Consider the following 20,729-nt stretch of genomic DNA (forward strand, 5'->3'; position numbering starts at 1 on the left):
TCGACTTTACTGGTGCTTGGTGGTGGCGGATTAAAGTTTTGAACCGGCATCTGGGGTTCATATGGTGTCCGAGTAATTAAGCACAATCAGATTGGTTCGTAGTGCGGACTTCAGTCAGCTTTCATGCGGAGGACACTCCCGACGCACTACAAACTGTTTTTGTTATGGTAATAGAGCGGACATGATATGACTCTTTCCCAAGCACATCGCTTGGGAAGGAGTTAATTAACTTTAAACCACCGCACTTTTCAACCTATCACTTTGGCGCGCCGCTGGCGGAGGAAAATTGTCAAAAGCCCGATCGCCCCAACGATCAAAAGCAGCCATTCTTCCGGTTCCGGAACCCCAGAAACATTCAAAGGATTGTTCGGTTTCGTCAACTCCTCCTTACCCGATTCTATCTTTCTTTCAAATCGATCGCTCTTAGCTTCCGCCGCCTTTAGCTGCGCCCTTTGCGCGTCATTAACTAGCACAATCATCGAAGAATAAGGCGTGACGACTTTAAAGTTTTTAGCCAGCGAGTGCATTGCATCCAACTGAGTCAACTGATTGGAAGTTTTCTCTTTGCTAAGTGCAGCGATCAACTGTCGCGCAGCTATCGGTTTAAAACCTTCATTTTCATCATCAGTTATTTTCGCAACCGCCGCCGACTTGGGAGTTTTGGCATAACTCCAAACGTAGCCATCAACAACAGTAATTGCAGATTTCCCTGATGCTGCTGTCGTCGCCACTCGCTGCATCGCCTCTTTGATATCGGTAGAAACTCCGCCGCCGCTATCTTGAATCAGCTTTAAAGTTCCATCATCGTAAGCCGGTGGTAAGCCTCCCAAATGCACAGTCCATAGGGGTGAGGGCATGGAAACGCTGGTTTTGCGATCGTCGGATAACTCGTAACTGTGGCGATCGCTCACCAAGAATACAGTATCGTAAGTGCGATCGGCGCGCAACTGTGCAAACTGTTGCAGAATATCCTTAAGTTGGAGCGTACCATAAAACGTCAACTTTCCAACATCAAAACTCCCCAAATCTTCGACCAACTTCGGCGGCATCCCCGCAGCACTCGCCACATACAAATCAACCGTATTTGCTTTTAAACTATTCGCTTTCAACCATTCAAAAGTCTCCTTAACATCCTTTGTTTCCCCCGTCATACTGCGGGAAGTATCCAGAATCACTGCAAACTTTTTGCCCTGCGGCAGCGAATAATTTGCATCAACCAGCGGCTTAGCAGAAATCGTATTTTCTCCCGGCAAATTCGCCAGACGCGGTATTGGTTGCTGCTGCGAAACTGCTGGCACGAATCCCGGCAGCCAAGTTTCTCTTGCCTCTTTCCCCCTGTAATTTACCTGTTTTCCAGCAATTGTGCGGCGAGTATTTCCATCCCAATAAATGTTACGTTTTTCTGCTAAAACAGGCATCGCCCAACCCTGTGGTTGTCGCATCACTTTGTAAGTCAGCCACAAGTGCATTTCCGTTGGCCCATTAGTTGGCGCGGGCGAAAACTCTCGTTTAGCCGGAATTGGAAAAGCTCGCAAGCGGTATTGTTTCGGGCCAACTTGTTCGAGCAAAGCTGGATCTACGCTTTCTCTCACCTGCTGGTTGTAAACTTGCTGGGCGGCACCTCTGGGCGAGACAGTAAATACAAAACGCTTGTTCAAATCGCCAGTATCGCCCAGCCAAACTCCTGTAACTGCGGCGCTTTCCGGCAGTGAAAAGTAATAGAATACTTCTTGCAAGTTCGGCGTTTGATTTTTGTAAACTTCGTAGAGTTGAACGTCAGCCCAGTCGCCCTTTTCTGTGACTTTAACTTCTTGCGACTGCAACCATACTTTTTCCTCATTCACATTCAGCAAACCTGCTTTAGCTTCTTGGCGGTTAGATGTTGACTGCACCGCGTGTTTTACTGCTTCCGTGTCACCTTTTTGAATTTCGGTATCGAAGAATTCAGCGTAGAGTTTTTCGGCTTTTTTAACATCGGAATTAGAGCCTTGATACAAAAACGGCGACATGATAAAATTGTAGCTGTTCTGCACGTTGCGAGCCGCTGTGTTAGGCAAACTGAACGTATTTTTGTACATCTCATAAATGTGGTTGTTTTCTCCCACAGTGCTGAGATAGCGGTACGGAGATAAATAAGCATTAACTAAGCCCGATCGAATCATATCAGACTTGGCTAATAAAGTTTGACGTGCAGTGTCATTTGCTGCGGGAGTTGCCAGCATTTTCATTGCTTGAATTTGCGGTTGCTGTAGCAAAGCTGCGAAAATCGCCAGCCAAGCGGCCATAACTCCCAAGCTACCCATGATTGCTTGATTCTTTCCGTATTGGGAAGCAAAACTGCGAAATACTTTGCGTCCAGATTGGATGTAGAGAAAGCCGAAAAGCGAAGGCATTACTACGAATAAGCTGGAGGTAAGACCAAACAAAATCAAGGATAATGGTAGCCACCAAATTATCGATAATGAAGTGTATTTTAGAGAATCTATCAGTGGTGCTACCCAGACAAAACTGAAAAATCCAACTGTGATGGTAAATGCTACAGGTAGAGCGTAAAACATCAGCAAGGTTGCCGCCCAAGTTCCAACTAGCAGCATTAAGCTGTGAAATCCTAACTGTATCCATGCACTTCGCTGGTTTCCCCTGAATCCAATCAAACTGGAATTTCGGTTGCGAGCATCTTGAGATATTGAAATATCTTGAATATTTTCTTGTTTCCCAAAATATCCGTACAGCATTTCTACTAAAAATGCTGCAATGCACAAAACGATTGTAGCGATAATTAGCGAGCTGGCTGGATTCAGTTCTCGCAGCATAAACAGCCTGATTAAGCAGAGCAAAAACAACGGCGCTTCTACTCCATAAAACAAGCGCATTAGCTGCAATGGTTGCTTGTGAAAACGCCTTGCTCCTAGTATGGTAAACACTGTCGGTACTGCAATCAGTGCTGTTAGGGTCAAGGAAAATTCCAGGGGAATAATTCCGTCTATTGTGGCTTGGATTAACGGAATTGCTAGGTATGGCAAAATTCCTAGATAAACAGTTGACAAAAATGTCAAGTTCCACACCCAGAAAATTATTTTGAAAATTGCATCAAATACCTGCTTTGCTTTCATTTTTTGCTCCTGTTAAGCTTTGTTTGACGGCATTGTGTACGTTAGCAGTAAACTCTTCTACCTCAGGACTATCGGGATTTACGGAACTGTCAAAAAGAATAGAAACTAGCACCCAAGTCTGATTGCGATGGGTGATATCGCTGGCGATGCGCGATAAGAAGTTATCTGTGGTTTGGGCTTGAGATTGCAACCAGTATGCAGCGGATAGTTTGTTGTCTTTGAGATACAGCCAGCGAGCAGTTACGGTAGGAGTTAGCTGTTTTTGTTCTATGCGATTGACGGAGATGCCACTGGTGACAAAGCACAACTCTGGTGCGTGATATGTCTGCCAAGATGTGCTGGCTACTGCGAGCATGGAACCGTGCAAGTTACCTGATGCAAATCTCTTTTTTTCTGCTTTTGTCTCTGGGTAATTGCCGAAGAATCTTTGTTCGCTGGGATTTAGCGGGATTGCTTCGGATATAATTTGTTGGGGTAGTTGTAAAGGGGCGATCGCTACTTTGGTACTTTCGACATGATAGAATTGAGAAATTCCTGCTAAAACAGCCACCGTCGCAATTAGTCCGGCTTTTGCCAGAGGCTGATTTTTGAGTATTTCCGAATCTCGTTGCGAGGGGAAATCAATTTGTGTTGTTGCCTGAAATTTGGGAACTTGTTGCAGCATCAGCCAACTTACAAAACAACCGCAGACTAAACCTACAATTCCCAGCGGTACGTGGAGGATTTCTGCATAGGTTGGCTGTTGCCAAACTTGGGCAACCAGCACTAGCGCGACAACCCGCAAAGCGTTAGCAGACAGCAACATTAACAAGTTGGCAGCGCATACTGCCAGCCATTGAAAACTTAATTTTCGGCTTTCTAACCAGGTAGCCACTAGCAAAAATAGCGTCCCGACTAATAGGGTTTTAATGCCGCTGCAAGGTATATCAACGTGAGCGATGCCGTTTTCCAAAATCAGGATATCGTAGGAAGAAATAGCTCCCACGTGCAGGATTGAGAGCAACTGTTCTACTACGTGAGCAGTCATCACTCGCGCTGGCAAGCCGAGGCCGCTATTAAACTGATTGCTGAAGGGTAAAATACAAGCCAGCAAGCCGGCAATTGGCAAGTTTTTTTGCCAAAAATTCGGTTCTGCAAAGAAGCCCGACAGCCCGTAAGTTCCTAGGATAAATAGCAGTACGCTAACTTGTGGGATATTAATTATGCACCCAAGGGCGATCGCCAAAACACCTGCACCCAAAATCAACAGCAGCGGATTGCGCCTCAAAACGAAGTTTGGGGAAAATGCCCGCGGGCGATCGCCCCAACCGAGCGATCGCACTACTAATGCTACAATCAGAAAACCAATTGCTATCTTGTACAGTGCCGGTATCTCAACAAACGACGATAACAGCCACTTAACAGCAGAGATATTGGCCCAAAACCAAGCAAGCGCCAGCAAAAAAGGAGCCAGCCAAACCAAATTAACCGCCTGAGGGGGACTAACAGAATCTGAAATTCCCGAATCTGGAATATTGGTGCGCTGCATGATACCGCTTGAAATTCACATTGATGAAATCTTAGCTCAGCAAAATTGGTAATGCCTAGACCCGTAAATTAAGTTTTGTCAAGCTTCTATTTTCTATACATAAATGTTAGCCTTATAATAATTTAATCGGAGGTAAAAATGAGCGAAAAAACGACAGGATACAAAATTCTTAGCGACAACCGACAAGCGCGCCATTTGTATGAAATTATAGATACATATCAAGTGGGCATCGAGTTAAAGGGAACCGAAGTCAAATCGATTCGGGAAGGAAAAGCGAATTTGCGGGACGGATATGCTTTGGTTAAAAATGGCGAAATATGGCTGATTAACGTTCATATTTCGCCGTGGAGAAGTGCCAGCAACTATTTTAATCACGAGCCTCGCCGCACCCGCAAATTGCTGATGCACAAGCAGGAAATTCGCAAATTAATCGGCAAAGTGGAAGAAAAAGGTTTGACTTTAGTGCCGTTAAAAATGTATTTGAAAGGTGGCTGGGTAAAACTGGATATCGGTTTGGGAAAAGGGAAAAAACTGCACGACAAGCGCGAAGATTTGAAGAAACGCGAAGACAAGCGGGATATGGAACGTGCGATGAAGCAATATTAGTCATCGGTCATTAGTCATTAGTCATTAGTCGGTAAACAGTCAACTGTTACCTGTCTACTCAACGACTTTGCTCTTCTGACTCTTCTGTCAACTGTCAACTGTCATCAGTCATATCATGTGGGAGCATCTCATTTTTGTAAAAAGCATTTTTTTTAGTGCGAGCTTAAGAGCTCGCGTACTATACAATACGCGAGCGGGGACAGCACTATAAATACAAAACTGAGATGATCCCTATCATGTCCGATCCATAACCATAATAAAAATGTTTCGTAGTGCGGACTTCAGTCCGCAGCTTCAGAGCGGACTGAAGTCCGCACTACAAACTGCACTACAAACTGATAACCATAATAAAAATGGTTCGTAGTGCGGACTTCAGTCCGCAGCTTCAGAGCGGACTTCAGTCCGCACTACAAACTGCTTCAGAGCGGACTGAAGTCCGCACTACAAACTGCTTCAGAGCGGACTGAAGTCCGCACTACAAACTGCTTCAGAGCGGACTGAAGTCCGCACTACAAACTGCTTCAGAGCGGACTGAAGTCCGCACTACAAACTGCTTCAGAGCGGACTGAAGTCCGCACTACAAACTGTTCGCGCGTGCCGTTAATCGAGCGGACACCATATCATCATTCATTCATTCAGTCATCAGTCATCATTCCGTAAACTGTCAACTGTCAACTGTCAACTGTCAACTGTCAACTGTCAACTGTCAACGGTCAACTGTCAACTGTCAACTGTCAACTGTCAACTGTCAACTGTCAACTGTCAACTCTCCTTCTTCCCGCTTCAATCTTCAATCTTCTTAAAAATATCCGGATTGCTTGTGGAGTCCCGCGAAGGGTTAACCTATGCTCGAATACATCTAGGTAATCGCAGCATGACGCAAGCATTCGGCTGTGGAGTTGCAAACCATAAATGAGAAATGAACTCAAGCCTTCTTTCATTTCCTAAGATTATGATGCCATGAGGGTGGCAATTCAATCTAGACAACAAAATATCCCAACTCTCAAGTTAAAAGATGCTAAAAACGACACCGTTAGCTAACATTTTTAATGTCATGAAAGAGCCAACAAAAAAGCATCATCACTCCAAGTGGGCGGCATTCCTACTGATGCTAGCAGTAGGCTTTGGGGGCTGGCAATTTGGGTTGCCGGAACTCGCCTCACTGTTTAATAATAGGGGCTTTGAAAACTATAAAGCCAACAGATTGGCTGATACTCAAAAAGCCTATGAATTAGCCCTCTCGGTAGATCCCAAGAGCAGAACAGCTCTTTACAATTTGGGATGGCTGTGCGAAGAGGTGCAAGATTTAGAGTGCGCCCGAGGAAAATACCTGCAAGCTGCCAAACTGGGTCTCCCTGCTGCTTACAGCAATTTAGCTCGATTATATATAGTAGACAAGAAAAACTATGCTGCTGCCGTTCACTTGCTGTGGCAAGGTTTAAAATTGGCTGAGGACGATCGAGTAAAATATTCCTTGCTCAAAAATTTGGGATGGGCTCGGCTGAAACAGGGTAGATATTCCGAGGCGTTGCAGCATCTGGATGCAGCGATTAAGCTTGATAGTGAAAGACCAGCAACTTACTGCTTAAAAGCGCAAGTCCTAGAAGGGATGAAAAAGACGAAGGAAGCGCTACCGCTGTGGAAAACTTGTCTAAAGTATGCGGATTCCCAAGAATTCGATGAGGATATATGGATAGGAATGGCACGTCAACGATTAAAAGAGGAAAAAACAAATAAATGAAACGCACAGTTTTGCTTTCATCAACCATGCTGGCAATTATAACGGTAATGGAGCTAAGTCAAGCCTCAAGAGCAATGCCAACTCCTGCAACTGTTACACCCACAGTGAATGAATCAGTCGCAACGCTGTTCCAATCGAATCAGTCTACGGCGTGGCGGCGGTGCAAAGATAGAGATGGATATTATGCGTGTCCGAGATTTGCAATGCCTTCGGATAGCGAAGAATAAGAGTTATTTTCGATAATTTTTGTAGAGTTCGCCACTAGCACTTTACAACTAACAGGTATGTAGTATGTAGTAGTTGTTATGTAGGTGCACGCTGTGCACCTTATACCATTTGAGATTTGAGATTTGAGATTTTTCGATTTGAGATTTGAGATTAAAGAATTGGAAATGACTGATGACTATCATCGCTTGCAGCTTTCCTAAAACTGCCTGCTTTTTTGGAACTGGAATCCTTACCGGGCGGGGATAAAACCCCGCCATCACTTTTATAGGCTCGATCGCTATCTACTCGCCCTGTGTCAAACCTGAATCTTGCTGCTGCTGAGTATTGCTGTAAAAACTAGCAATAATCGCCACCATCAACCACCAAAGCATATTAACTTCCGGCCGATACCAAACTGTATCGACAAAACCGTGAGCCATCATACCAGTTAAAGTGGCGATCGCCCCAATCAACCAAAACCCCTGATTTGATTTGAGATTTGGGGATTCTTCCTGTAAATGAGAGCTGTTAAATTGTGCGTCGCGCAATTTTTTGATCTGCAACAAACCTTGATTTACGGTAACAGTCATCAGCCACAGGAAACACATTAAACCGATAAAACCAGTTTCGACGGCAATTTCGAGCAGCACAGAATAAGCGCTCAAAGCAGTGAATTTTGGCTTCATATAAAGCGGATAAACTTTATTAAAAGCAGTATTTCCCGGCCCAATGCCGAGGATTGGCCGATCGCGAATCATGTCAATCACCGCAGTCCAAACATTAATCCGAAAATTGTTGCTGCTGTCGCCGCGGCCGACAAACATACTCGAAACTCGATCGCGCAACGCTGGCACCAAAGCTACTCCCAAAATTAACGCTCCAGCCAAACCTCCTAACCCTAACGGTAGCGCCCAAGTGCGCCAGAACCTAGGCATCAAAGGGCTGTACCAGTACCAAAGCAGGACTAAAAACACTACTAGCAGAGCCACAAAACCGATCCAAGCACCCCGGCTGTCGGTGTAGCGCAAACACGCGCAATTCACCACCAGCATCGTCAGCGCTAAAAGTTTGGTTCCCCATCCTTGCCACACAAAAAGTGCAGCGGCGCTCAAGGCAATGGCTGGTAGCAAATAGGAACCGAGCAAGTTGGGATTGCCCAAAAAACTGTAAACTCGCGTGACATCGGCTTGAGTAGATGTCGGATCGTTCCAAGTAGCTAAGGGTGGCACTTTATCAATCCACTGCCGCACGCCGTAGAAACTGACAACTAAAGCAACATTAAGATATACGGCTATTAACCACGATCGCAAACGGGAATCTCGCAATATCCGCGCCATCAGTGCAAAAAATAGCAAATACAGCGTTAGCTTCGTCCAGCCTGTAAAAGCGGCGGCTTTCACCGGCGACATGGCGGTGGCGACGGTAGCAATGCCCCAGTACAAAAGTACCAGCAAGTGAATGGGTGTGAGGGCGATCGCGCGATCGTCCGAAACAGTCAGCAGCACCCAAAACGCAGCGGCAGCAGCCATCAACACACCCACCAGGGCGTTGTTTACAAACGGGCCCATACCGAACGTCAAGGCGAGCAAAACAAAACCCAGGGGCTCTGCCCACTGCATCAGCCAGCTACTCTGCCGCCAACTGCGTAAAGAGCCGATCGCCAAATTCAATAAATAACTGCCACTTTGCCACTGAGAGAGCGGCAAATTTGCCAGAGTTAACTGTTGCCAAACTGAATTCATTTTTAGATTGGGAATGGGGAATCGGGCATCGGGAATTGGGAATTGGGAATTAGGAATTGGGAATTGGGAATTAGGAAAAAGGTAATTGGGAATGGGGAATTGGGCAAACAGGGAATTGGGAAAACAGGGCATTCGGAATTGGGAAAAAGGTAATTTTTATTTCTAACAACTACCAACTGCCAACTGTCAACTGCCAACTGTCAACTGCCAACTGTCAACTGTCAACTGTCAACTGTCAACTGATTTTTACCTTTCCAACAACTCGGTAGCATTGGTACAGGGGAGCCAGAGCACGTACCGATATCCAGATTCTGGAGTGCCTTGAATCGAGAGTTGGCCGCCTTGAATTTCCACCAACTGGCAGCAAAGCAGCAGCCCCAAGCGTTCCCTAGCGCCGTAACCAGCTAACACAGGTGCCGTATCCGCAGCATTCTCAGCCACCAAAGCCGCCAACTCAGAAAACGCCAGCGTTAATCGCTGCGAAGCCTGTGTCTGTGACGGAAGTGGCGGTTCAAATTCCAGGGAGTCGGTTTCGGAGTTCGATCGCGCACCGCGATCGGCTCCGACCTTCAACAAGTAGTCGGAGTAGAGTTTAGCATGGGGCAAACTTTCACCCAACCAAGGATGAAAAACCCAAACTCCGATATTGATACCGTCTTGTTTCCGAGAAACGTGGACTCGAATCACGCTGCCTGCCCCAGCCGATTGAATAATGCTAAAAATTAAGTGGTGCAGCATTTGCTGAACTTTATCCTTATCGGCCAACCAGATGCGCGGCCCGGGCCCCATGGACAAGTTAATTTCTTGCTCTCGTCTAGAGGCTGCTGGCGACAGGGTTGTCACAACTTGCTGAGACAAAGTTTCTATATCAACTGCGGTTCGCTTCAATGTGAAAGCGGTATCGTCTAGATCTGCCAGTTCCAAAATTTCTTCAACTAGCGATCGCAAAGATCGGCTGCTGTCTTGGATCACGTCGATATATTCTTTTTGCTTGCTCGTTAAGGGGCCGTAAATTTCTTGGTTCAATACGCTTGCCATGCCGAGGACAGAAGTGAGCGGGGTGAGCAATTCTTGCGCTAAATGATTCAGCAGTTTTACTTTAATTGAGTTAGTAGATAAATCGATAGGTTTGCTATTCATCGGTTATTTTTGTTGGTTCATTATCGAGCGCTTATTGTTAGATCCAGTCCGGTTAAATAATTCTAATTAAGTTTGTACTGAGGACGGCAGCCCTCAAAATCTTATAACGCCGAACGAAAACAACTTTATTATCAGTGATTAACCGGCACTGATACTTAGTTGCTTATTATACATCTTCCCCAAGTTTATAACAAGTTGTTTGCTGCACGAATTAAAAATAGAGTGGCAACCCAAAGGCAATATATAGCAGAAGGAAGACCGAAGACCGAAGTTGCGATCTTCCGCTAGGGTTTGAGCAATTAAAAACTTCCTAACTGTCGGGCGCGCGATATCTTCCTGATTCCTGCTTCTCTCTTTCAGCTTCTTTTTTCTTGAGAATTTACACACTATAGCCTTTCTCAGAAAGATGATGTACTCATGGGCATAGGGAATTGGGCATTGGGCATTGGGCATTGGAATCGCGGACATACCTCACTTTTTTGATCGAGGCTATATATAGCAATCCTAAATCATTTGTGTAATTCTTATAGGGACTCTTCCCAAGTGAAGAACCCGATAGATAGGGGGTAGGAAAATAAAGGCACTACCTACAAAATTATTGAAATTATTTAGGATTGCTATAGATGGAATCAACCACGTTTTTCAACCGATATTTCTTACCCTATACGGAGGATTTGAACCAAAGAATCCGATAGATGCCTCCAGTTTCTTATTCTCTATTCCTGATTCCTGCTTCCTCCAAAATCTGACTAATTAAGATTTAATCATTCCTTCTAAAGCGGATTGCAAGTCTTGAGTGAGTTCGGCAACTGCTACCCTGCGGCTGCTTTGATATCCCTCCCAGCGATCGCCGACTGATATCGGTTCGCCGACGGTCATTTGCACCTGCTGTTTGCCCAAAGAAGGGCGGCCGAAAGGATTTCCGCCTTTGATGCGAGTCAGTACGTCCCACAGCAGTAAAGTTGTTTCTGCCAAACGTTCTGCTGTGAGTTTTTCTTGGACGTATCTGCCGGTGACTGAGACGAAACTTTCGACAAGTCTCATGTGCCACATCCGCAGACTTGCTTCTTCAGCGAGGCGATCGGCTAATCCTCTTTCTAAGGCACAAAGTCCTGCAATATCTTTGATATCTTCTCGATAAATATAGTCCCAGCCTGCTTGTTCCAGACGGCGGCAGCGGTCTATCAAACTGCCTTTGGGCTTCAAGTTAAAATATTCTTCTGCTACTTGCAAACCTACGTCTAATAGTGCTGTCAGTCGAGCAATCATCGCTTCATTTTCCGAATCGATTGTCGTTGTTTCGGGCAGTAATAGTGATGTCAAAGAAGATGTTTTTAACTGTTGTGGATTTCGATGATAAAAACGGGTGTAAAACTGTTCCATTACAGTTAGCAAATGACTGCCAACTCGAATCAGGCGCAGATATTGGAATTTGTGATGCTGGTCTGCGGGAGCGAGATTTTCTGCCTCTAATTTAGCAATCTCGGTGGGTTCTAAGGCTGGAAGTCCGCAATCTATTTCTAATTGAGTTAAAAGTTTTTCTAAGGGTTCCCAAGGTGGATTGACATAGCGGTATTGAATGCCGATCGGCACAATCAACACTTTTTCATCAGTACGTCCGGCTTTTAGCAAGTCTTCAACGCACCAGAAGCCCATTTGAGCGATTCCCGGTTCCAGGGGGCTGACTATTTCATTGTGACCGTTGGTGGCGCCTTCTGGGGCGGCGGCGATGGGAAATTGGCTGTTGGCGAATAAATCGCGGGCCGATCGCAATCCAGCGCGATCGATCTTGCCGCGCACAATCGGAGTACCACCGAGGCGAGAATACAGCCAGCCGACGCTAGAACCGGCCCACAGGGGAATTCCGCGATCGTAAATAAAGTGGGAATGTACGGGGGATTGCAGGGGAATGCCTTGTTGTCGGGCCACTTGGGGAACGAGTTTCCACACCAGTTGTCCCAAACAGTAGGGATCTTCTGAGTTGGGATGGCGGAAGGCTAGCAAGAAGCGAACTTTCTGGTTTTGAAATTGGTGGAATAGTTCGGCGAGGGTTTCGACGTTTTCGGCTTGAATGTGGCTGATATTTGTCTTAAATCGCAGCCACCAGGGGAGTATTTGCTGACAACCATTGACGATGAGGGGGTTGTAGGCTGGGGGTATGAATTCCAGCGGTGGCTGAACTTGGTTTATAGAATTGGGCATTTGGCGATTTTAAATTTTAGATTTTAGTTAATATCATGTGCGATCGATTTACCGCAATCAGATTCGTTCGTAGTGCGGACTTTAGTCCGCAGCAGAAGAACGGACTAAAGTCCGAACTACAAACAAACAAAGGGTTCGTAGTGCGGACTTTAGTCCGCAGCAGAAGAACGGACTAAAGTCCGCACTACAAACAAACAAAGGGTTCGTAGTGCGGACTTTAGTCCGCAGCATAAGAACGGACTAAAGTCCGCGCTACAAACAAACGGTTTTTGTGATGGTAATCGACTGGACATGATATAAGACGGCGCTTGCAACCGCCCCTAGAGAAACAAAACCCACTTCAATGAGATTGCTAACTTAAGCTTATTGGTTTATAGCCACAAGCGGATAACTCCTCTCGCTAAGATTTTGGCAATCCAAAATCCAAAATCTAAAATCTAAAATCCTATTGTGCGACTTCAAGAATGACTTCTTGGAAGTTAATCACGTCCGATCGCGGATCGCAGTGAGTGACTTTGACTTCTAGCCGATCGCCAATTTCGACCGATCGACCAAACCGCATCGCCAACTCCAAACCCAAATCTTCCAACAAAATCAAAGCCAGATTGCTATCTTCCCTCAACCAGCGCAGCATCAAAGCTTCCCAAACCTCATCGGGATTGCGCCGCAAATATTCCAATCCCCAATAACGGTTTGTTTGGCGTTCCACGGTAGAGGCTTCTCTAACTGCGGTACCGAGACACATCACAATATCCTGTATTTCTTGGGCCGAAAAAGGTAGAGGTTCATCCCGCAGGTGGGCTTTAATTTGGAAGTGAGTCAGCAAGTCGGTATAGCGGCGGATCGGGGAAGTAACTTGAGTGTAGGATTCCAAACCTAAGCCTGCGTGGCGTCCGGGGGTCAGACCCATTTCGCTGCGGGGCATACAGCGGCGCACGGCGCAAGCGCGGGCTGGGCCAGCGGGCACGGCCAGCAGTTCTTCCTCTGGGGGGAGTTCCGGCTGCGGCTGATAGCGGTAGGGTATGGGCAGGCTGTGAGTTTGACCGTAGCGGGCGGCGACTTCGCCGGCCAAAATCATCATTTCGGCTACTAGCAATCTAGCTGTGGAGTCGTTGATGACGTGGATGTCGATCTCGTCGCCGTAGACTTTGATGACGGATTCGGGCATGAAAATGCTGATGGCGCCTTGGGCTTCGCGCCATTTTTGACGCAGTTTTGCCAAAGCCGCGATCGCGCCTATTTCCGGTTCTGCTTCAATTCCCAACTCCAGCATTTCGTCTACGTCATCGTAGGTTAAGCGGTAGGTGGGTTTTATCTTGCTGATGTGAATGCTGTAATCTAAAACCGCCCCGGTTTCGTCTAAGGTGACACTAAAGCTGAGGGCGCTGCACTCTTTCCCTTGAATTAAACTCATCGGCCCGGTTGCCAAAGCCGGGGGAAACATCGGGATCATGCCCGTGGGCAGATAAACTGTAGTCGTGCGCTTTCTGGCTTCGAGGTCGAGTTCGTCTCCAGGGGAAAGCAAGCGAGTGGGATCTGCTATGTGTATCCAGAGTCGCTGCTGGCCGTTTTCGAGGAATTCTAAACTGAGGCCGTCGTCGATTTCCGTAGTGCTTTCGTCGTCGATCGTGTAAACCTTGAGGTGAGTTAAATCGAGACGATTTGTGTCCGAGTCAGTTTGGGGATTTTCTAGGCAGCTTTGGGCCACTTCTAATACCTTTGCGGAGAATTGTAGGGGAATTTGGCTTCGCCGCAAAAACAGGTTTTCGTGGGGACTCCACAGGCCGAGATCGACTAGGAGTTGAAATGCTGCTTCGGGGTTTTCGGGACGTTGTAAGCTGGCTAAAGTTTCTAAGGCCGGCGTGCGGTGAGTTGCTTCTTCTCCGAGGGTGGCAAAGCGTTCTAGGGCGTCGAGGCGAGTTCGATCGCTAGTTGCCCAATCTACATTATTTTCCCCAGCCAGCCGCTGTTTGACTCGATCCCAAAATCCTTGAGATTCTTGGTGTCGCTGCTGTTCTACTTCTTGCTGGTGTTTGATTTCGGCTACTTGGGCAATTGGTCGGGGCTCGTACCGATCGCCCTTTTGTTTAAAATACAGTTTGTCTGTTGACAGCAAACAGTAAGCTGCATAACATTGCGCCGGAGTGCGATCGGAAAATAGCAGCATAGCCAGGGCTTCTGGATCTGTATTTTCTCCGTCACCCACTAGAAGTTCCCAAGCTACTTCTAGACTCGACGGATCTGAGAAAGCTTCTACTTCTTTAAGAAATTTGGAAATGTCGGAGGGTTTGTAAGTTTCTCCGACTGCTTCGTAGCTGATTTGTTTGGGCGGAATGCTGTGCGGTTGACCGTTTTCGTCTACCACTACCCAGTTTTTCTTGCCGTCGGGGCGATCGGCAACGGCCAGACGGCGGTCGCCGTGCACTCTAAATTCTACTAACGTTCCCTTCTCCACTTGCCCGCTTTATGTTTGAGATTTTGGATTTTTACAGTTGCCACTTATCGAGTTTCTTTGCTTCCGATTCTAGATTTTGGATGTTTACATTTTTTAAATCAATTGTCAAAACTAACATCTAAAAAGTTTTGCTTTTTGTGCTTTAGTTTTTAACTTTTGAGATTTTGATTAAGACTTACGCACCAGCGACTCAATACCAAATATTGCCAGCTATTAGCTACCATCGCTTCCGACAAAAAGACGTTGTTTTAGCGTAAGTCCTATTTTTGTCCAAAATCTAAAATCTAAAATCCAAAATCCAATTAGCCTTCTTGGTTTACGAAGGGCATCAAAGCTACAATTCTTGCTCTTTTGATGCTGCGGGTCAGGTCGCGCTGTTGTTTTGCCGTCAAACCGGTAATCCGGCGGGGCAAGATTTTACCGCGTTCTGTGACGTATTTTTTGAGCAAATCGACATCTTTATAGTCGATCGGGTCTCCTGGTTTGATTGGCGAAACGCGCCGGCGAAAGTAAGTCATTTTTTCGGGAATTGGTAATTGGGCATTGGGCATTGGTCTGCGCAGGGCATTGGCCAGACAGGGCATTGGTTACTCGTAGCTAATCACAAATAACAAATGACTAATGACTAATGACTGCTGACTAATGACTATTTAATCTCTTTGTGAGCAGTGTGCTTGTTGCAATGGGGGCAGAACTTTTTGAGTTCCAGCCGTGCCGTCGTGTTGCGACGGTTCTTGGTCGTGGTGTACCGAGACACGCCTTTGGAGCGTTTGCTCGCGTTAGTTCGGCACTCAGTACACTCTAGGGTAATTATGATGCGGACGCCTTTAGCCATAATTCTAAATAAATTTCGACTAATTTAAACACAATTTACTATCGTCTCACATTTGTCTGCACTTGGTCAAGCAATCTTCTGACTTTGATGTCTAGGGAGTAGCCGCGCTTGGTTCCGATGACGATCGTCTGGGATAGTCGATCGTGAAAAGCTTGGGGAAACCTTTCTGCCTCGGTGAAAGCAACGCTACAGTCGATCGCCAGCGGTAACATCAGCAGCAAGACGCCGGCGTTAGTGGAAGTGAGTCCAGCCACGCCTGCGAAGGCTAGGGCGGCGCAAAAGCCCAGCAATGCCTCGCGCTTGCACAATTCTTGCACTCCGGGAGTCCGTTGGAATCTGGGATCGAAAATTTTCATGTCCAGGGCCCAGCGCCCGAGACTTTGACCTTGGTTTTTCCTGACGATAGCTACGCGCATTATCATCCACAGCAGGACAAAAAAGATCGTTTGGGCGATCGGATTGGTACCGAGAAGCAAACTGGGTATCCAAACGGCGATCGCGTCGATGCAGAAGGCACCGGCGCGGCGTTCGAGTGATACTTTAGGCAGGAGGGGAACTAGGTCGGAACTCATGGGTCAAAAGGGCGATCGCCATTAGCTACTTTTTTATTTTAAACTGTTCAGCCGGTCGATCGGTCTAAATCAAACTAAATCAAAGTCAAAGCCCAGCCCTAATTCTTCAAGCAGAAAATGGATTTTCGCCGATTCCCAACAGCATTTTCGACTTTTCCACCTCTTCCCAAAGTGTTTTGATTTGAATAAACGCCTCTTCCACAGGCATTTTGCCGTTTGATACCAAGGCACTGATGTAACCCACCCGCTGCGAAAACTCTTGTAAATTCGCATTAAACACCAAATTCTCTGGCTTTATTTCACCGTAGTAACGATTTTTAGGATATAAAAAATCTGAAATTGCTACCATTACTTTAACCTTCCCTGAAAACTTGTTTCTTGAATATCTAAGTATGTAGACGGAATTAAACGAACAATGTAACAGTATGCAAACAGGCTTGTGTCAGCCAGTAGAAAACGTTTAGACACTTTACAATTGTTTATTTACAATTGTTTACATAGTTGTGTTTGAAAGCGCCGACTTACTTGTGAACAGATCTATAATATAAACCGCGCTTATCTTCTATAGTTGTGCTGCAAGTAGCAAAAATTATGTGAGATTTGGCGGAGTTTTTTGTGACTCGAATTACAAATAGATATCCCGCTCGTAAAAGCATAAGTAATTTCACCTAGGAGACTTGGACAGGCGAAATGTATCGATTTTAGATTTGGGATTGTCGATTGTGGATTGTGGATTTGCGTAGAAACTGGTGTTTGTCCGTAAGTCCTGACTCGAGTCAATAAGTGACAAAAAATCCAAAAATCGATATGATTATTGGCGACCTCAATAGTTAGACTTTTACTAAAAAACTCCATAATGTCTGCAAATGTGCGATCGCCCCGTCCCAAATCCCCGCTGAAGCAAGTGTTAATCAGACTTGTCCTCGGCGTAATTGCTGCTGTTATCGCGTTCAACATACCTCACTCCTTGATTCCCGTGTTTAAAGAACCTGTATCCGAAGCATCGCCACCACCAGAAATCCAAAACGTGCTCGCGGGTAAGCGCAAAATTGTGACTGTGGGGGACAGCATCACCGAAGCCGCGAAATACCCCGGAGGTTACGTTTGGCTGCTGCAACGGTATCTAAATGCCCTGTATCCCGATCGCAAAATCGAGATCGTCAACGCGGGAATCTCCGGTAACAAGGCGAGTGATATGCAGGCGCGCTTTCAAAAAGATGCGATCGACAAAAAGCCAGATTTAGTCACGATCAACGCCGGAGTCAACGACGTTTGGCACGCTTTCTTCGACTTCCAAAACCTGCAATTTCATCCGCAAGGCAACCTAGCAGCAGGATTATCGCTGGTAGAATATACAAACAAAATAACTCAAATGGTGCTGGCAGCAAAAGCCGCAGGAATTAGAGTCGTACTGCTTTCTCCTACTCCGATTCGCGAGATTCTCGACGGCCCGGAAAATCGCAGGTTGCAAGAATATGTTGCCGCGATGCGAGAAATCGCCAAGCAAAACCAGTGTTTATTTATCGATTTGAATGCGCCTTTTCGGGAAGTGATCGGAACCTATCAAAAACACGCGGGAAAGACTCTAAATTTGTTAGCAGCCGATGGAGTTCACCCGAATCCGTCGGGATATCGAATCATTGCTTTTACTATCTTGCGCGGTTTGGGAGTACCCGCTAAGGATATTGAAAATTTGCAGGTAAAAAATTGAAAAAAAGTAAGTTTAGTGATATTACCCGGCGATTGAAATCGCGGCTACAGAAACAAAACCCACCTCCGTGGGTTGAAGAATCAAGGATTTATCTTCAGTCTGCGGAGGCAGACTTCGGTTGTATGCCCGTAAACTCCGCGGTTTCCAACCGCCGGGCTTAGGTTGTATAGCCGCGGTTTCTAACCGCCGGGGCTTCGGTTGTGTACCCGTAAACTCTGCGGTTTCTAATCGCCGGGGTTTTCTGGCGGATGATAGCGCTTCAACCAACAGCTACCGATAATCACCAACGCTACCACAACGATCATTTCCGTCCAAAAAAACGATAGGAAATCGCTAGCAGTTCCCACTGGCGGAACTCCCGGTTGAGAGTTGCGAATACCGGGAAAAGCAAACAACATCACACCAGTCCAACTCAACATTCCGACTTCCGGTAACTTCCCCGATTTCATCACCTTTAATGCTAGCAACAGCGCCATGATTGACAGCACCCACATAATCACAATAATCACTATGGCAAAAAATTTTACCGGGAGCGATCGCGTGGCAGAAATATCGATATAAATAAAGATAGATGAATTCTCTTCCATTGGCTTATAACTGATATCGAAGCCGGGAACATCAGCATTAAACTTAAATTCCAGCGGCACAGGATTTAGTTGGAAGGGAGCAAACTGTTTGCCAATTGAAGCCAGCGGGTCAATTGAAATAGCTACTTTAGCAATGTGCGTGTCAAATGGATAATTGTTGATTTTTCCCTTGACTAAGTTAAACTTTAATGCCGGGACAATCATCGGTTTACCTTCTTTAAAGCTAATTTCCGAATCCTCGATATTGGCACCGTTAACTGTCATTAATAAATCTTGAGCCGGGTAAGTAGGCCCTTTTTTATAAATACCTTTGAGCTCGAACTGCAAGCGGGTTTCTAATTCGTTTTTAATCGGGTCTACGCCAATTACGGTCATTTTGACCTCAACCAAGCCTTTGGGGGCTACAGCGGTATCTGGAGAGGGGCTGTAAGGCTCTTGGGCATTAGCATTGTGAGAGTAAATAGATAAGATAATTGCAAAACTTAGGGCGAGGCTGCAAATTAAAATAAGTATTTTTTTGAAATTAATTTTATTGATAGTTTGCATTAATTATGGATATTTTATGTCTCGAACAGTTGTTAGCATTCCCCGCAATACAAAAGGTTCGTAGTGAGGACTTTAGTCCGCATCCGTCAGAGGACTAAAGTCCTCACTACAAACAAAAGGTTCGTAGTGAGGACTTTAGTCCGCATCCGTCAGAGGACTAAAGTCCTCACTACAAACCAATTTGATCTTAGTTCTCAGGAAGCAGTACGTTTGGTGTAAAACTGCCGTGCAAACCGTAGGGGATGTGCTGTTTTAAATGCAGGCGCGCTAGGGGGCCTTTGGTGATGTCGCGGGCATCTAGAATCGCTAAGGTCGATCGATGATTAGCCGCATCATACATCAAAACGAGCAGCCAACCGTCATCCTCAGCCACAGCATCGGGACGGGGAACAAACACCGGTTCCCCCGCAAAGCCGCGCGGCGCCACACTCCAAACTTGCCTCTCACCCGTGTGGAAATCTATTTTAAGAATAGCTTGCAAAGGAGCATTCCCAGTGGGAGAGTCAGCCGCGCCGATATAAAGATATCGGTAAGGTTGTCCGACATTATTCGGATGCAGAGTCGGAAACTCGCAACACCGAGTTTCCACAATTTGATGCTGCACGGTTTTGTCTTGCAGATTTAGCTTGAACCGCCACAACTCGCCCGCTGGAATGCTGTTAAAATCAATCTCCAGAAAATCGCCGTCATGTTCTACTGTTGGAAATGATTCGTAGCAAACTGAATCTACAAAAACTTCGCCGTTTTCTTCCCAGGCGTTGCAGTGGTGGAACACAAAACAAGGTTCTGTTTCTAATATCTTCACCTCGTCAGTGCCGTTGCGCGGAATTAAAATTGCTTGGGTGGGCTTGTTTGGCGAAAATTGAATGCACTGCGCTGCACTCCGAAATCCTAATAGGAAAAGTAGGGGGTTGAAGCTGACAGGATTTTGGAAGAATATGCAGTAATTCTCGGTAATTACCATGTCGTGCAGGAAGGCAAAACCCGGGATTTCGTGGGCGTGTTTTTGTAAAAGTTTGCCGCTTTCGTCGAGTTCGTAAATCGTGATTGTACTTGACAAACCGGGCTTGACGGAAAAGTTGACTAATGTGTCTCCTTTACCATTTTTCCCTTTTTCAATTCTGGGGTGGGCGGCGAAGGCTTCACCGGGTTGTAAAATCCCATCTAGGGTGTCTAATCCGAGGGTTTCTAGGCTGCGGGGGTCGAGTCTGTAGGGCTGTGCTGCTTCCCAGAGTGCTAGCAGTTTGTCGCCCCAATAAATGATGTTTGTGTTGGCAATGTTTTTGATTTTGACATCAAAGATGTTGGCTAACCAGCCTCCGGGTTTCTGTGTGCCGAATACGCCTCGGTGCAGGATTTTTCCTGATTTTTGTTCGGCGAGATAGCCTTCGGTGTGCACGAATCGGTTGCGGAAGTGGGCGCGTTTTTGGGAAATTGCGATCGCACAAACCATGCCATCGCCGTCAAAGGGGTGGTGGATGCGCGATCCGTTGACATCCAACAATCCGGGCCCGTTGCGAAAGAATGTGCCTTGTAAGCCTTCTGGGATCTCGCCTTCGATGTTGTCAATCCAGTAGTCGGCTTCGTTGGGTTGGGATTCGTAGCCGCGCTGCCAGTCTTTGCGATCGTATGATAGGTTTGGCGCTACTGTTTGAGATTGGGGAACTTGTAGTTTTTGCATGGGTGGAATTAGCTTTTATTTGTTTAACCGCAGAGAGCGCAGAGGACACAGAGAGGTTCAACA

The 20,729-nt window shown here is 46.2% G+C and carries 16 protein-coding genes; 4 read left to right on the top strand and 12 right to left on the bottom strand.

Annotated elements, in window-relative coordinates; genetic code table 11:
* Positions 1–248 precede the first annotated feature (248 nt).
* Both QZW82_RS04295 and xrtO read right to left on the bottom strand, forming a co-directional pair.
* Positions 249–3,113 (bottom strand): TIGR02921 family PEP-CTERM protein, encoded by a 2,865-nt coding sequence (locus QZW82_RS04295; RefSeq protein ID WP_293145079.1) that lies wholly within the window; start codon positions 3,111–3,113, stop codon positions 249–251.
* Complete coding sequence (xrtO, locus tag QZW82_RS04300) at positions 3,091–4,641, bottom strand: exosortase O (RefSeq protein WP_293145082.1); 1,551 nt, start codon at positions 4,639–4,641, stop codon at positions 3,091–3,093. The genes QZW82_RS04295 and xrtO overlap by 23 nt, the downstream gene beginning before the upstream one ends.
* Positions 4,642–4,779: 138 nt before the next feature.
* Between xrtO and smpB the strand changes: the two genes are divergently transcribed.
* The 3 genes from smpB to QZW82_RS04315 all read left to right on the top strand — a co-directional run bounded on the left by smpB (position 4,780) and on the right by QZW82_RS04315 (position 7,215).
* Positions 4,780–5,247, top strand: a complete 468-nt coding sequence (smpB, locus tag QZW82_RS04305; protein ID WP_293145085.1) for an SsrA-binding protein SmpB — start codon at positions 4,780–4,782, stop codon at positions 5,245–5,247.
* Positions 5,248–6,262: 1,015 nt separating this feature from the next.
* On the top strand, positions 6,263–6,988 hold the full coding sequence (locus tag QZW82_RS04310) for a tetratricopeptide repeat protein (RefSeq protein WP_293145088.1): 726 nt from the start codon (positions 6,263–6,265) through the stop codon (positions 6,986–6,988).
* Positions 6,985–7,215: an Osc7112_2153 family protein gene (locus QZW82_RS04315; RefSeq protein WP_293145091.1), complete on the top strand. Its 231-nt coding sequence runs from the start codon at positions 6,985–6,987 to the stop codon at positions 7,213–7,215. Before QZW82_RS04310 ends, QZW82_RS04315 begins: the two co-directional genes overlap by 4 nt.
* 282 nt (positions 7,216–7,497) lie before the next feature.
* Here the strand turns inward: QZW82_RS04315 and QZW82_RS04320 are convergent, their stop codons facing one another.
* The 8 genes from QZW82_RS04320 to QZW82_RS04355 all read right to left on the bottom strand — a co-directional run bounded on the left by QZW82_RS04320 (position 7,498) and on the right by QZW82_RS04355 (position 16,490).
* Positions 7,498–8,937, bottom strand: coding sequence for an IctB family putative bicarbonate transporter (locus QZW82_RS04320; RefSeq protein ID WP_293145188.1), 1,440 nt, complete (start codon positions 8,935–8,937; stop codon positions 7,498–7,500).
* A gap of 246 nt (positions 8,938–9,183) precedes the next feature.
* On the bottom strand, positions 9,184–10,077 hold the full coding sequence (locus tag QZW82_RS04325; RefSeq protein ID WP_293145094.1) for a histidine kinase dimerization/phospho-acceptor domain-containing protein: 894 nt from the start codon (positions 10,075–10,077) through the stop codon (positions 9,184–9,186).
* Positions 10,078–10,830: 753 nt separating this feature from the next.
* Complete coding sequence (locus QZW82_RS04330; RefSeq protein ID WP_293145097.1) at positions 10,831–12,279, bottom strand: 1-acyl-sn-glycerol-3-phosphate acyltransferase; 1,449 nt, start codon at positions 12,277–12,279, stop codon at positions 10,831–10,833.
* Positions 12,280–12,724: 445 nt separating this feature from the next.
* Complete coding sequence (locus tag QZW82_RS04335) at positions 12,725–14,734, bottom strand: ribonuclease R family protein (RefSeq protein WP_293145100.1); 2,010 nt, start codon at positions 14,732–14,734, stop codon at positions 12,725–12,727.
* A 302-nt stretch (positions 14,735–15,036) separates the two neighbouring features.
* On the bottom strand, positions 15,037–15,252 hold the full coding sequence (gene rpsR / locus QZW82_RS04340) for a 30S ribosomal protein S18 (RefSeq protein WP_006631377.1): 216 nt from the start codon (positions 15,250–15,252) through the stop codon (positions 15,037–15,039).
* Between the two features lie 128 nt (positions 15,253–15,380).
* Positions 15,381–15,569 carry a 50S ribosomal protein L33 gene (gene rpmG, locus QZW82_RS04345; protein ID WP_015175916.1) on the bottom strand — a complete coding sequence of 63 codons (189 nt, stop codon included), beginning with the start codon at positions 15,567–15,569 and terminating at the stop codon, positions 15,381–15,383.
* A gap of 38 nt (positions 15,570–15,607) precedes the next feature.
* Positions 15,608–16,141 carry an RDD family protein gene (locus tag QZW82_RS04350; RefSeq protein WP_293145103.1) on the bottom strand — a complete coding sequence of 178 codons (534 nt, stop codon included), beginning with the start codon at positions 16,139–16,141 and terminating at the stop codon, positions 15,608–15,610.
* A 106-nt stretch (positions 16,142–16,247) separates the two neighbouring features.
* Positions 16,248–16,490 carry a hypothetical protein gene (locus QZW82_RS04355; RefSeq protein ID WP_293145106.1) on the bottom strand — a complete coding sequence of 81 codons (243 nt, stop codon included), beginning with the start codon at positions 16,488–16,490 and terminating at the stop codon, positions 16,248–16,250.
* A 507-nt stretch (positions 16,491–16,997) separates the two neighbouring features.
* Between QZW82_RS04355 and QZW82_RS04360 the strand changes: the two genes are divergently transcribed.
* The gene (locus tag QZW82_RS04360) at positions 16,998–17,852 is read left to right on the top strand and encodes an SGNH/GDSL hydrolase family protein (protein ID WP_293145109.1); all 855 of its coding nucleotides are present in this window, start codon (positions 16,998–17,000) and stop codon (positions 17,850–17,852) included.
* A 224-nt stretch (positions 17,853–18,076) separates the two neighbouring features.
* Here QZW82_RS04360 and QZW82_RS04365 read toward each other — a convergent pair whose 3' ends face one another.
* Entirely contained in the window at positions 18,077–18,985 is a 909-nt protein-coding gene (locus tag QZW82_RS04365; RefSeq protein WP_293145112.1) for a DUF4436 family protein, read from the bottom strand.
* Between the two features lie 187 nt (positions 18,986–19,172).
* Complete coding sequence (locus QZW82_RS04370; protein ID WP_293145114.1) at positions 19,173–20,666, bottom strand: carotenoid oxygenase family protein; 1,494 nt, start codon at positions 20,664–20,666, stop codon at positions 19,173–19,175.
* Between the last annotated feature and the right edge of the window lie 63 nt (positions 20,667–20,729).

Origin of the sequence: Microcoleus sp. bin48.metabat.b7b8b9.023, assembly GCF_013299185.1 — a bacterium.
GTDB lineage: Bacteria > Cyanobacteriota > Cyanobacteriia > Cyanobacteriales > Microcoleaceae > Microcoleus.